This is a genomic window from Kushneria phyllosphaerae (genome assembly GCF_900312995.1).
GTDB classification, from domain to species: domain Bacteria; phylum Pseudomonadota; class Gammaproteobacteria; order Pseudomonadales; family Halomonadaceae; genus Kushneria; species Kushneria phyllosphaerae.
Genome location: NZ_ONZI01000003.1, coordinates 615,370 through 628,621, shown reverse-complemented (window position 1 = coordinate 628,621; position 13,252 = coordinate 615,370). Strand labels below are relative to the sequence as shown.

Annotated in this window: 10 protein-coding genes; 4 read left to right on the top strand and 6 right to left on the bottom strand. The window is 59.4% G+C overall.

Features of this window, described 5'->3' with window-relative positions; genetic code table 11:
• Window positions 1-103 precede the first annotated feature (103 nt).
• Entirely contained in the window at window positions 104-1,216 is a 1,113-nt protein-coding gene (trmA, locus tag KSP9073_RS12750) for a tRNA (uridine(54)-C5)-methyltransferase TrmA (protein WP_108843431.1), read from the bottom strand.
• A 258-nt stretch (window positions 1,217-1,474) separates the two neighbouring features.
• On the opposite strand from trmA, the gene KSP9073_RS12745 reads away from it, so the two are divergent.
• Window positions 1,475-2,059 carry a DsrE family protein gene (locus tag KSP9073_RS12745; RefSeq protein ID WP_108843315.1) on the top strand — a complete coding sequence of 195 codons (585 nt, stop codon included), beginning with the start codon at window positions 1,475-1,477 and terminating at the stop codon, window positions 2,057-2,059.
• 114 nt (window positions 2,060-2,173) lie between these two features.
• Here KSP9073_RS12745 and KSP9073_RS12740 read toward each other — a convergent pair whose 3' ends face one another.
• From KSP9073_RS12740 to KSP9073_RS12720, 5 genes are all read right to left on the bottom strand, one after another.
• Entirely contained in the window at window positions 2,174-2,725 is a 552-nt protein-coding gene (locus tag KSP9073_RS12740; RefSeq protein WP_108843314.1) for a hemerythrin domain-containing protein, read from the bottom strand.
• Window positions 2,726-2,919: 194 nt separating this feature from the next.
• Entirely contained in the window at window positions 2,920-4,269 is a 1,350-nt protein-coding gene (locus tag KSP9073_RS12735) for a replication-associated recombination protein A (protein ID WP_108843313.1), read from the bottom strand.
• A 57-nt stretch (window positions 4,270-4,326) separates the two neighbouring features.
• Window positions 4,327-4,989 carry an outer membrane lipoprotein periplasmic chaperone LolA gene (gene lolA, locus KSP9073_RS12730; protein WP_108843312.1) on the bottom strand — a complete coding sequence of 221 codons (663 nt, stop codon included), beginning with the start codon at window positions 4,987-4,989 and terminating at the stop codon, window positions 4,327-4,329.
• A 138-nt stretch (window positions 4,990-5,127) separates the two neighbouring features.
• Complete coding sequence (locus tag KSP9073_RS12725) at window positions 5,128-8,805, bottom strand: DNA translocase FtsK (protein WP_133241025.1); 3,678 nt, start codon at window positions 8,803-8,805, stop codon at window positions 5,128-5,130.
• A gap of 280 nt (window positions 8,806-9,085) precedes the next feature.
• A complete protein-coding gene (locus KSP9073_RS12720; RefSeq protein ID WP_165814250.1) occupies window positions 9,086-11,029 on the bottom strand; it encodes a methyl-accepting chemotaxis protein in 1,944 nt (647 codons plus the stop codon).
• Between the two features lie 162 nt (window positions 11,030-11,191).
• On the opposite strand from KSP9073_RS12720, the gene aat reads away from it, so the two are divergent.
• The 3 genes from aat (at window position 11,192) to infA (ending at window position 13,064) form a co-directional block, all read left to right on the top strand.
• Window positions 11,192-11,881 (top strand): leucyl/phenylalanyl-tRNA--protein transferase, encoded by a 690-nt coding sequence (gene aat / locus KSP9073_RS12715; protein ID WP_108843309.1) that lies wholly within the window; start codon window positions 11,192-11,194, stop codon window positions 11,879-11,881.
• 73 nt (window positions 11,882-11,954) lie between these two features.
• Window positions 11,955-12,692, top strand: a complete 738-nt coding sequence (locus KSP9073_RS12710; RefSeq protein ID WP_108843308.1) for an arginyltransferase — start codon at window positions 11,955-11,957, stop codon at window positions 12,690-12,692.
• A gap of 153 nt (window positions 12,693-12,845) precedes the next feature.
• A complete protein-coding gene (infA, locus tag KSP9073_RS12705; RefSeq protein ID WP_007111068.1) occupies window positions 12,846-13,064 on the top strand; it encodes a translation initiation factor IF-1 in 219 nt (72 codons plus the stop codon).
• Window positions 13,065-13,252: the final 188 nt, after the last annotated feature.

The window sequence follows — 13,252 nt, the reverse complement described above, 5'->3', positions numbered from 1 at the left end:
AACCGGCATGGGGCCGTCCCTAGCCATGCCGCAATCGGCATGGCTGCGCCCAAAACGCATCGGCCCCGCCATGGCGGGGTCGGACAGGCCTCATACCGGTCGGTTAGCACCGGCGTTTGAGCAAAACGCCACACTCACAGTGATTGGTATAAGGAAACTGGTCAAAAAGGGCGAAGCGATGCATTTCATGGGTACGGCCGAGCTGTTCCAGGTTGGCTTCAAGCGTATCGGGGTTACAGGAGATATAGACAATGTTGTCAAATCGGGCGATCTGCTCACAGCTGTCGGCGTCAAGCCCTGCTCGCGGCGGGTCTACCAGTACGGTCGAAAAGTCATGCGTTTCAAGCTGCATCTCGCTGACACGCCGTCCCGCTTTTTCACCTGATAGCGCCTGGGCAAACTCCTCGCTCGACATGCGTGCCACATGCACGTTGTCGATCCCATTCAATGCCAGATTGTGTTGGGCCGAGGCCACGGAGGTGCGCGAAATTTCGGTGGCCACGACTCGTCGGAAATTGTCCGCCAGCGCGATCGTGAAGTTGCCATTGCCGCAGTAAAGCTCGACCAGATCAGTGGGACGGCGCAGGCCATCTTCCCCTCGGGTGACTTCCCGGGCCCAGTTGAGCATGCTTTCTGCAATGTCAGCATTGGGCTGGGTAAAGCTGTTTTCGACCTGCTGATAGCTGAATACGCGCCCGGCCACCTCAAGATGCTCGGTGACCGACTCTCGGGTCAGTACCCGGCGCTGCTTGCGCGCGCGACCGATGATGGCCGCCTCCAGCGTTGTTTCGAGCTCGCGGGCGGCCTGCTCCCACGTCGCATCAAGCTGTCGGTGATAGACCAGCGTGATCAACGCCTCGCCCTGTCGGGTCGTGAGGTACTCCACCTGAAACAGCCGATGACGCAGCTCGGGACGATCACGAATGGCGTCCATCAGCTGTGTCATCAGCGCATTGATGCGGCGGCTCGCCACCGGATACTGATCCATTCGCACAATCTGTTTAACACCGTCGGCATCCGTTTCAAACATGGCGTGAAAAAGATCATCTCCCTCATGCCAGAGGCGAAACTCGCATCGCATACGGTAATGACTCGCCGGAGAGGCAAAGACTTCAAGGGGCGGCGCTTCAAAGCGGGCAAACTGGTCAACGATGCGCTGACGCTTGGCGTCAAGCTGTGCGGAGTACTGGTCGGGGGCAACGACGGGTACGCTCAATGTAAAATACCTGGTCCGGCCGTTGTGATAACGGTCATGATGAAAGAGGCCGCCAGTGTAGCGCGTGCCCATAGCAGCTCAAGTATTGATGCCGCTCTCGCAGCCATGGAACGTCGCTATGGCACTGTGACATTGACGCAAAATCTGTAGACTCCCGTCACCTCATTGGCTATACCACGGTCGTTACCCGTCGAGGGACGTCCTGTCACGCCCCCGACCGGTGACCAACACAACTTCTTTGGCTTTCAGGGACTCGATATGCTGAATCTTTTCAAGCGGCACTGGATGCTGGCAGCGCTGATATTGGCAGCCGTTCTCATGGTGCTTTTTGCCGCGGTCATTCCCCGTAAACCGTCGGCCGGCATTGACCATGCCCGTTATCCGGCAATAGAGAAATTTGGCGGCATTGCCGAGCGCCATGACACCGTGGATGTGCCTGACCCCAACAAGCATTACAAGGTCATCTTTGATGTGGTCGGTGGCAGCGATGACCCGAGAGCCATCAATCCCGGCCTGATGCGCGTAGCACGTGCCGTCAATGTCTTTGCCGAGGCAGGCGTTCCGCTGGAGCATCTGGACTTTGTGGCCATCATTCACGGGGATGCCACCCGCAGCGTTGTGACCTCCAGCCTGTATGACAAGTGGTTCGGCGTCGACAATCCTAATGAGCCACTGGTACATGCCCTGACAAAAGCAGGGGTTCGAGTTGAAGTCTGTGGCCAGGTGCTCAGCCACTGGAAAATAGCCAACCCCGACGTCAACCAGGAAATTGGCATTACGCCCTCGGCACTCAGCACACTGGCGATCTACGGCAACAAGGGGTACGCCTACGAGCGTTTGTAACGCTTGCGCGTACCTATAACAAAAAAGCGGGGCGGCATCTTTATGCCGCCCCGTTCATGTCTGTACTGGCATCTGCTCGAAATGCCGGGAGTGATACGCCCGGGCAACGGGCACTCAGGCCACCGCCGGTCGAATGTCACGAAACTCGGCATAGAGGTCAGGATATTCCTGCTGCAGGCGCACCAGCTGCGTACGGGCCTGAAGCGGCAGGGTATCACGCAGCTCGACGTACTCTTTTTCGTCCATACCGGCATCGAGCAGCGGAAACAGATGTTCGCGCTCGATGCGCAGCACATGGCGATGCGCATCCAGATACGCCTTTAGACGCTCACCGAAAAGCGTCATGGGCATGATGGCGTCCATGAGGATGTTGTCGAGATCGTCTTCCAGATGTCTCAGACGCTGCCTGAGCTCACGATACTCACCGGCCAGCTCGCAGACTTCCTGGCCGGAATGTGCACCGCGCTCGGTCAGACGATTGCCGCAAAGCGTTTCCAGCGGCACGATGTAATCGTTCATATAGTCCATGATGTAATCACAGGCTTCACGCATGAGACGAAAGCTGGGGCGCTCTCCGGTCACAAGATAACGATGCTGCAGCGAAAGCACATGAAGCAGTCGAGCCATGTGCGCATGATCCTGGCGAAGCTGAGTCAACTTGAGCATGGCGGCGTCTCCGGCAAATTTGACGAGCTACCAGTCTTGTGTCTTTTGACCTCACCTGCCACTTACTTTGGTCGCATGCAGGGTTCATTAAATTTAATACCCGCCACAGCCTGAGCAGGCGCATCAAGGGGCGTTGCGGCCATGTTCCCGCCATGACGGGCATGAGACAACGTGTCTGCCCTGCTCATCCTTTCTCATGATGGTTCGGAACTGCGTCGATGCGTCGCAGCCCGGTCCAGCCCTTCCAGCCACTCAAGCTTTTCAGCGATGCGTTTTTCGAGGCCACGATCGACCGGCTGATAGTAACGGGTGCCTACCAGCGAATCGGGAAAATAGGTTTCACCGGCGGCGTAGGCATTGGGTTCATCGTGGGCATAGCGATAGTCATGCCCGTGGCCCAGCGACTTCATCAGAGATGTTGGTGCATTGCGCAGATGCACCGGCACATCATGCCCGGGGGTCGAGGCCACATGCGCGCGCGCCTGATTATAGGCCACGTAGGCGGCATTGCTCTTCGGCGCGCTGGCAAGATAGAGAATGGCCTGGGCCACCGCCAGCTCACCTTCAGGGCTACCCAGGCGCTCCTGAACCTCCCAGCCATCAAGTGCAAGGCGCAGGGCACGAGGGTCTGCGTTGCCAACCTCTTCACTGGCCATGCGCACCACGCGACGAGCGATGTAGAGCGGGTCAGCCCCGCCATCGAGCATGCGACAGTACCAGTAGAGCGCGGCATCCGGGGCGCTGCCGCGAACCGATTTGTGCAGCGCCGAAATCTGGTCATAAAAGAGATCGCCACCGCGATCAAGTCGCCGCGTGCTTTCGCCCAGCACCTCTTCAATCACGGCCTGGGATAGCGCGGGCGCTGCCCCGTCACCACCGGCCTCTGCCATGTCAGCGGCAATTTCAAGCAGATTGAGCGCCCGCCGTGCGTCACCGTCAGCTGCCTGTGCCAAAAGATCACGTACGCTGTCTGATGCCTCGATGCCAGCCTCGCCAAGCCCTGCCGGTTCGATCAGCGCCCGGTCGATCACCTGACGCAGCTCTTCCACGCTCAAGGGTTTGAGCACGTGCACGCGCGCCCGCGACAGCAGGGCATTGTTGAGTTCAAAGGAAGGATTTTCGGTGGTGGCGCCGACAAAGGTGAACACCCCCTCTTCGACCCAGGGCAGAAAGGCATCCTGCTGCGCCTTGTTGAATCGGTGCACCTCATCGACAAACAAGAGCGTGCGCTGGCCGCTCTGGCCACGCTGCTGCGCTTCAAAGGCCGCTGCACGGATTTCCTTCACGCCTGCGGAGACTGCCGAAAGCGTTGCAAAATGCGAGCGGGTATAGCCGGCGATCAAACGTGCCAGCGTGGTCTTGCCGACACCGGGCGGGCCCCAGAGGATCATGGAGTAGAGTTGATCACGCGCCAGCGCCCGCGTCAGTGGGCGATCCGGGCCCAACAGGTGTGACTGCCCGATATAGTCTTCAAGCCGGGCAGGACGCAGACGCGCCGCCAGCGGTTGCCCGGGCGGCGCGTCACGATCAAACAGGTCACTCATGAGGAAGGCACCCTTGTGCGGAGTATGCCTCCATCATGGCAGATTACGCGGCCTCCATCAGTTACCTTCGCGCATCACATCCGCCCCGTCGGGGATCTTGAACTGAAAGTGCGAGGCACTGATGTCAGGATTGACTTCGATATTGCGAAACGAGATTTCCGTGCTCTGGCCAGTGCCGTCGGTCAGATCGATCCCGGAAAGGCGCTCGTTGTTGAACACCAGCTCCAGGGACTGAAACAGGGAATCGTTGGAGCGCGGCGACAGCGCGAAAAACTCGGTGGCCCCCTGCTGGCGGCGCGACACGTTGTAGTTCTCGGTCAGCTCACTGGCCTGACCGGAGAGCAACAGCGCCGGCGTATGGGTCACACGCTGATCGAGCGGGCGAATGCTGACCTGCTCCAGATCGGGATCATAGAGGTAGATCTTCTGCCCGTCGGACACCACGGTCTGGCGATAGGGATCGGAAACTTCCCAGTTAAAGCGACCGGGGCGCGACAGCCACATGTGGCCGCTGGCATTTTGCAGACTGCCACCGCCACTGGCGACCTGCTGGTTGAAATCGGCAGAGTAGGTTTTAAGCGGCTCAAGCAGCGACGTCAGTCGCTCGGCATCCTCGGACGCTGCCTGCGCCGGCAGAGCCATGCAGGCCGCCATGAAAGTAGCGCCTGCCAGCCCCAGTGTACGAGCAAGGCCCTTGCGGCCATGAGTCATCAGTGTCATCAAAACATCCTGTCCTTTTAGGCAGAGAGCGTGCCGTGGTGTTCCTTTGACCTGCCACCGTGTGACAGGTTCTCTGCTTATCCCTGCTGAAACTTAAGACTTGTCGAGGTATATCAAGACGTTGCCCTGCACCTCGGGTCAGTGTGCCGGCGGCGACGCCAGCACCTCTCTTGCACCATTACTGCCCATGGAGGAGACCACGCCGGCCATTTCCATCGCCTCGACCAGTCGTGCGGCGCGATTGTAGCCAATCTTGAAGCGACGCTGGACCGAGGAGATCGATGCCCGACGTGACTCGGTCACATAGGCCACGGCCTCGTCATAAAGCGCGTCCTGCTCCGGGTCATCGCTGCCTTCGCCTTCGGCTTCAAGCCCTGCCAGCGCATCGGCAGACACCCCACCGGAGAGAATCTCATCGATGTACTCGGGCTCACCGCGACGCTTCCAGTCATCGACCACGCGATGCACCTCGTCATCGTCGACAAAAGCGCCATGCACACGCATGGGGATGCCGGCGCCGGCCGGGAGATACAGCATGTCGCCGTGTCCGAGAAGATGCTCGGCGCCGCCCTGATCCAGAATCGTGCGCGAGTCGATCCGCGACGACACCTGGAAGGCCATACGCGTGGGAATATTGGCCTTGATCAGACCGGTCACCACATCCACGGACGGACGCTGCGTGGCCAGAATCAGGTGAATGCCGGCCGCACGCGCTTTCTGCGCAATACGGGCAATCAGCTCTTCAACCTTTTTGCCCACGATCATGAACATATCGGCGAACTCGTCGATCACCACCACGATATAGGGCAGCTTTTCGAGCACCGGCGGCTGTTCGTGCATCTCCCAGGGCTGCGGTTCCCACATCGGATCGGCAATCTGGGCGCCGGCCTGCGAGGCCTCATCAACACGCGCATTGAAGCCGGCCAGGTTACGTACCCCCATGGCCGCCATCAGCTTGTAACGACGTTCCATTTCGGCCACGCACCAGCGCAGGGCGTTGGCGGCCTCTTTCATGTCGGTGACCACCGGCGCCAGCAGATGCGGAATGCCGTCATAAACCGACAGCTCCAGCATCTTGGGATCCACCATGATCATGCGCACTTCATCCGGCGTGGCCTTCAAAAGCATCGAGATCAGCATGGCGTTGACGCCGACCGATTTGCCCGAGCCGGTGGTACCGGCCACCAGCAGGTGCGGCATCTTGTTGAGATTGGCCACCACCGGATTGCCACCGATATCCTGACCCAGCGCGACCGTCACCGGCGAGCGGGCGTCCTGATAGACGTCGGAGTCAAAGACCTCTCTCAGCCGGATCATGGCCCGATTGGGGTTGGGAATCTCGATGCCGACCGTCGGACGACCCGGGATGATCTCGACCACACGGACGCTTTTGACCATCAGCGAGCGCGCCAGATCCTTGGCCAGGTTGCTGATCTTGGAGACTTTTACACCGGGCGCCGGCTTGATCTCGAAACGCGTGATAACAGGCCCCGGCCAGGTGTCGACCACCTCGGCCTTGACGCCATACTCACGCAGGCGCACCTCCAGAAGCTCTGCCATGTCCTGAAGCTGTTCGGGCGTATAGGTTGGCTCATGAGACGACGGTGGCGTCAGAAGCGACAGCGACGGCAGTTTACCCAGCGGCTCACCGTCGGACTCGTGCGCAGGCCGCTGGGTCTGCATCTGCTGTACGGTCCAGAGGGTGGGGCTGCTGTTGTCTCCCGGGTCGACCTCGGGTTCAGGGCGCGGCGCGGGTGTTTCAGTGGCGGCCGGGGCATGATCAGAATGCGCCGGCGGCGGTGTAACGGCCTTCGCCTCGTCTGGATGCGACGGCGATGCCGGCACCGGGGTCTCTTGCGCGGGTTGTGGTGAAGCCGTTTGTGCAGGACGTTCCGGCATGGGCGGCCTTGGTACGACAGTGTCCCGAGTATCATCTTCTTCCTCGAAGGTCAGCGCTGAAGCCGGCGGCGCGCTTACCAGCGGCTCAGCTTCATCACGTGCGCTCAACGGCGTCGAGAACTCGGGCTCATCGTCTTCCCAGCTCAGCACTGGTCGATCATCGTCCTGCACGTCATTGACCAAAGGCACGTTATCGACCAAAGACATGTCATCGACCAGAGGCATGTCACGCTCATGGGAGGGCGCCATCGCCTCCAGCGTCACATCACTTGAGTCGGGCTCAACGAAGGCCGTCGGTGCCGATGCAGGTACCCGATGCTCAGAAGGGGTATCGGTTGGCGGCGTCTGACGTTGATGTTGTGTCGGCTCGGAACGCTCAAATGCCGGCACGGGCGACGCATCGAAGTTGTCCTCGTCATCTTCAGCCAGTCGTGGCTCGGGAATGACTTCAGGAATCCGACGACGGGTCACATCGCTTGCAGCAGTCTCGTTAGTCCGGGAGGTTTCCATCGGCTGTTGAGGCGGCTGCACCGGTGCCGGACGCTCGTCCAGACGCGTATCAAGGCCCTCATCCCCTTCCGGAGTGCCGGAAGCGGGGCCACTGTCCGCTGGGGCGTGCAGCGAAGACTCATCCGCGGAAGGCGCTCGGGAAGAAGCCACGTCATCATCAGAGCGCGTTTGCCTGGACACTGTCTCGGCAGACACTGCTGCAGATGCTGCACCCCCCTCTGCACCGCCATGGGATTCACGACGCTCGAGACCTGCCGCCTGTCGCGCGGAGACCGTTGGTCTATCGGTATCGCGAATTCCACGAGTACGCTCTGTCTCGGTCGTGGAAAGCACCGGCTCAGTGGGGGCATGATCGTTATGACGCGCATCATGTGCCGGAGACGGGGCCTCGTAGGGTTGCTCCCAGGGAATATCGTCATCACCTGTACGCATGCCGGACACGGGCTCACGCGCCTCTACGCCATCACTTTCGTGCCGATGGCGCGTTGAGTCTACCGGCTCCTCGTCCTCAAGAAACGCTTCGTCGTCATGAACTTCCCGGCGGCGTCCCGGAATGAGGCGCGCCAGCAGGCTGCTGCGCTCGCGACGGGGACGGGCGTCCTCGGCCTCCGCACGCAGGCCGCCATCGGCGTCATCATCGTCGTCATGGCCAAAGTCAAACTCATCTTCCGACTGAGCGGCAAGATAGGCCTCGCGGCGCTCCTGGGCCATTTCACGGCGACGCTCCTGAAGCCTTGAGCCGGCGCTGCCAATGCTTGCGCCTGCCATGCCCACACGACGGGCACACCAGCGCACACCGCGCCAGATACCGTTGCCCACCTCGTCAATGATGGAAAACCAGGACATGCCGGTGAGCAGTGGCATACCGCAGAGAAAGGCCGCCAGCGACAGCAGCGTAGTACCGTGCTTGCCCACCAGCGAGGCAAGGGCCGCTGAAACACCCTCTCCCACGATGCCGCCCGAACCATAGGGCAGATCATTGCTGGCATCGTGAAAATGCAGCGCCCCGACATTACAGGTGGCCACCATGACCAGCAGCAGACCGCCGCCGCGCACGGCCAGTGCCATGGGGTCCCAGACCACATGGGCCTCTTTGGCACGCATCAATCGCCAGGCACCCAGCCCCAGCATACCGGGGGCCCATAGCGCGCTGGCGCCGAACAGGGAATAGAGAACATCGGAAAGCCACGCCCCAACAGGTCCCATCCAGTTGGTGACCTCCTGATCCGGGCCGCTGTGCGACCAGCTGGGATCTGCCGGCATATAGCTGAAAAGGGCCAACAGCAGGAAGGCACAAAGCGCCAGCATGACGATGGCGACCCCTTCCTTGGCGGCACCCTGAAGCCTGGCACTGAAATGGCGGGCGTTATCCCGGGCTTTGGTCACACGCTGTCGAGAGCGCTGCATGGTAGCGCTTTTACGCGTTGTACGCGGGCTGGCGCCGCTTTTACTGCGACGGGCCTGTGACTGCGACTGCGATTGTCTGGTCTTGCTGGCGCTCAACGGCCATCCCCCCTGCACTCATGCGAGTGTTATGGCTGTACTCTGATGAAGCATTCGAAGGCCTGATAAAGGCATATTGGCAGGGTAATGACATCGGGTCACACCCTGCCAGAGGCAGGTATCATACCTGGAGATGATGGTACGGCACAGACCCGGCAATTGCAGCCGGGAAATTGTGGAAATATCAGGCCGGCATATGAAAGACCTGCACAACCTCGCTGAGCTTGCGTGCCTGCTCGTCCAGATGCCCTGAAGCCGCGGCCGACTGTTCGACCAGCGCCGCATTATGCTGCGTTGTCTCATCCAGCGATGCCAGTGCGCTACTGACCTGCTCGATACCTTCGAGCTGCTCTTCGCTGGCGCGACTGATCTCGGTCACGATGACGCTCAGGCTTTCCATTCGCGTAGTGATTTCCTCGATCTGCGCACCACTTTGCTGCATGTGGGCATTGCCGGTAGTGACTTCCTCGATGGTATGTCGAATCAGGTGACCAATATCGGCAGAGGCTTCGCTGCATCGAATCGCCAGTCGGCGCACCTCGTCGGCCACTACGGTGAACCCACGGCCATGTGCACCGGCACGCGCAGCCTCGACCGAGGCGTTGAGCGCCAGCAGGTTGGTCTGAAAGGCGATGCCGTCGATGGTGGCGATGATATCGGACATCTTCGAGGCGGTGGCATCAAGGTCTTTCAGCGTGGTCATGGCCCGCCCCAGACGCTGCTGCCCTTCTCGTGCAGAGGCCACCACTTCTCCTGCCATGGTGTCGCCCTGACGAGCACGCTCGGTATTTTGACGCACGGTGGCGGTGAGCTCTTCAATACTGGCCGCGGTTTGCTCAAGGCTTGCGGCCTGGCTTTCGGTACGACGAGACAGGTCCATGTTGCCACTGGCAATTTCACTTGAGGCGTGACCGATGCTTTCCACGGACTGGCGCACGCGACTGACAATATCTCGCAGGCCATCACCAATGCCATTCATGGCCCCTACCAGTGAGCCGATTTCATCCTTGCGCTGGCTGTCCAGGCGCTGCCTGAGATCACCATTGGCCAGATGCCCGGCCATTCCCTGCACGCGAGCCAGAGGGCTGCTCAGGCTGCGACGCATCATGAAATAAACGCCCAGCGCCGCGGCCAGAGCCAAACCGAGTGCAATCAGCAAAAACCGGTTACGTGCCGCAGCAATCCGGTCATCGATGTCGGCATTAATGGCCGTGGCGGTCACGACCCAGTGCCAGTCGGGATACTGCATGAAATAGGTGGTACGACGGGCATGCTCGGTATTGGCCAGCTGATATTCAAAAAGCCCTTTCTGGCCCTGAAAGATCGGCGCAAAGGCAGGCGTACCTTCGACATCCGAGACGTCGCGCAGCGATGCTCCCTCATTCTCTCCCCCGGCCAGCACGTTGCCGTTGTCGGCATCCACGATCATGAAATAGCCGTTTTCACCGATGGTGAGTGAGCGAACGCGTGACTCGAAATTTTTCAGATCTGCCGTAATATCGACCCCGATAAAGCTTGCACCGATCACGCGCCCCTGGGCGTCATGGATGGGCTCGTAGCGGGTGATATAGGGCGTGCCGAAAAGTGTGGCCAGCCCCGAGTAGACGCGATCTTCCATCAGAGCGCGATAGCTTGCCCCACTGCGATCCAGCAGAGTGCCCACGGCTCGTGCGCCCTGGTCATTTTTCAGTGATGTATTCACGCGCACAAAGTCATCGCCAGTACGGGCAAAAATGGTGACCGGCGTTCCAGTGCGGCGGGTAAAGTCATCCACCCGCTGAGTATCCATGTTGAGCACACCGCGCTGGTCCATTAAAAGCGGTGTCTGACGAGCATTGATCTCCATGGTACGGTCGATATTCAGCACAAACGGCGGCGCCAGCTCGTCAGTCTGAAACAGCTTTAAAAAACGCGCACTCTGCTGCTGTAGACTTTGATCAAAAAGCGTGACCGAATCGGTGAACTGCTGCGTCTGCTGTTGCATGCTGTTCGTTGCCTGCTCGCGAAGCGCCCGGGCACTCGAGGACGACAGCCCCCAGCTCAGGGCGACAAACGCTGCAATGGCCACCAGACCGATGATCAGCGCCAGGCGCGACCCGATACTCATGCGCCGAAAAAAGTTTCCCATGGGAGATATCCAGTAATGTGTCATGTCTTTTCGGCGGCCAGGACCTGGCAAACCTTTCCGATACTCAATGTCGGCCACCACAGACAAAACTTAAGAGGTCTTTAATGCTCTATCGGGCCTTCAAAAACGAAGTGTCATGCTGTCCGAGGTCGGGAACCCATCATGATTGACTGGCTCGCCCCATGGCCTGTTGGCTTCCCGCCTCTGGAGTGCGCGCTGGAAACGCCCAACGGCCTGCTGGCCGCCGGAGGAGATCTCACACCGGAATGGCTTCTGGCGGCTTATAGTCGCGGGGTTTTTCCATGGTTCAATGAGGATGACCCCATCCTCTGGTGGTCACCCGACCCCAGAATGGTGCTGTTTCCCGAGGCGCTTCGCGTGCGTCGCAGTCTGGCCAAAAGGCTTCGCAACTCGGGCATGACGGTAACGTTTGATCAGGCCTTCGAGGCTGTGATGACGCAGTGCGCCGTGCAGCGACAGGCACAGGAAGGGACGTGGATTTCATCCGACATCATTGAGGCTTACGTGGCCATGCATGAGCTGGGGCATGGGCATAGCGTTGAAGTATGGGAAGGTGACATGCTGGTGGGGGGGCTTTACGGCATCCTGCTGGGACGCGTATTTTTTGGTGAATCCATGTTCTCCATTCGCCCTGACAGCTCCAAGATTGCGCTGGTTCGACTGGTCGAGTGGCTGTCCGAGCATCACGATCTGGCGTTGATAGACTGTCAGATGCACACGTCACATCTGGCAAGCCTGGGCGCCCGGGATATCTCGCGCGATCAGTTCAAAACCCTGCTCGGGCGCCATATACCGGCTGACTTTCAAGAAGCCTCGATACCGCGCCGATAATCCTTATCAGATCATTCATGTCGCAAGCCCCGAACCACCCTTTTGGATGTTGCGCCCGTTGAACAATTCAAGCATGCATTCACCTCTTCAGGATTTACGGTTTTTCCTGACAAAGCCACATGACTGCAGTTATCTGGGGGCTCATGAGGCCACTACCCTGTTCATGGACCCGCATACACCCGTGGACCATGAAATGTACAGCGCTCTGACCCTGATGGGCTTCAGACGCAGTGGTACACATCTCTATCGGCCGCACTGCCAAGAGTGCAATGCCTGTGTCTCCGTACGCGTGCCGGTCAGTGATTTTGCCCCTGACCGTTCTCTCAAGCGCACCGAGCGCAACAATCAGGACCTGATTGTCATCGAACGGCCAGCCGTGTTTGATGAAGAGCACTATGCGCTTTATGAGCGCTATATCCGGACACGACACAGCGATGGCGAGATGTATCCTCCCGCCATCGAGCAGTACCGTGCCTTTTTAAGCACCGCGCATGATTTTTCACGACTGGTCGAGTTTCGTCTCGAGGGGCGTCTTCTGGCCGTGGCCGCAGTGGATTTTCTGACCCACGGGCTCTCCGCCATCTATACCTTTTTTGAACCCGATGATGCCTTTCGATCGAGATCACTGGGAAGCTGGGCCGTGATCTGGCAGATCCGTCGAGCACAGGCACTGGGGCTCAATCACGTTTATCTCGGCTACTGGATCCACAAGAGTCAGAAAATGGATTACAAGCAGCGCTTCAAACCGCTGGAGTATCTGCAGGGACATCGCTGGCGCCGAGGCATTCCGGTGACCCAGATGCAGCATTAACGTGTCGGGAACGTCGAGCGGCTTTGCGCTTCAGGCAGGTATCAGGCAAAATATCGCACGTTCAGTCCGCCATCATTCACCTTGTCTGATCATTGGGTCAGCAAGACTGCCCTGATGGCGTGCTCATATTACGATTATCGGGGACTACATCATATGGCAAGAGAAGATCATATTGAAATGGAAGGCGTGATTGTCGATACGCTTCCCAATACCATGTTTCGCGTCGAGCTTGAAAACGGCCACGTCGTGACCGCGCATATTTCCGGCAAAATGCGCAAGAACTACATCCGCATCCTGACCGGCGACAAGGTCAAGGTAGAGCTGACGCCTTACGACCTGTCCAAGGGCCGCATCGTTTATCGCTCCCGCTAAGGACGCCATGCGTCCTTATTTTGCACGCCCCCTCCTGATGTGTCTTAGCACCTCATGACGCCCTGACTGTTTCAGGCCGACTGACAGTTTGTTATCCAGTGGATAGCGTCTGACCCGCCATCCGTTTCGCGCGTAAAAAAACGCCCCGTCCGAAGACAGGGCGTCAGTAACGACTGGCATGGCGTGCC

Coding starts and splice junctions, on each gene's coding strand:
- KSP9073_RS12720 (WP_165814250.1), bottom strand. CDS start 11,029: ATGGGAAACTTTTTTCGGCGCATGAGTATCGGGTCGCGCCTGGCGCTG.
- KSP9073_RS12710 (WP_108843308.1), top strand. CDS start 11,955: ATGCATTCACCTCTTCAGGATTTACGGTTTTTCCTGACAAAGCCACAT.
- KSP9073_RS12735 (WP_108843313.1), bottom strand. CDS start 4,269: ATGAGTGACCTGTTTGATCGTGACGCGCCGCCCGGGCAACCGCTGGCG.
- infA (WP_007111068.1), top strand. CDS start 12,846: ATGGCAAGAGAAGATCATATTGAAATGGAAGGCGTGATTGTCGATACG.
- KSP9073_RS12725 (WP_133241025.1), bottom strand. CDS start 8,805: ATGCAGCGCTCTCGACAGCGTGTGACCAAAGCCCGGGATAACGCCCGC.
- aat (WP_108843309.1), top strand. CDS start 11,192: ATGATTGACTGGCTCGCCCCATGGCCTGTTGGCTTCCCGCCTCTGGAG.
- KSP9073_RS12740 (WP_108843314.1), bottom strand. CDS start 2,725: ATGCTCAAGTTGACTCAGCTTCGCCAGGATCATGCGCACATGGCTCGA.
- KSP9073_RS12745 (WP_108843315.1), top strand. CDS start 1,475: ATGCTGAATCTTTTCAAGCGGCACTGGATGCTGGCAGCGCTGATATTG.
- lolA (WP_108843312.1), bottom strand. CDS start 4,989: ATGACACTGATGACTCATGGCCGCAAGGGCCTTGCTCGTACACTGGGG.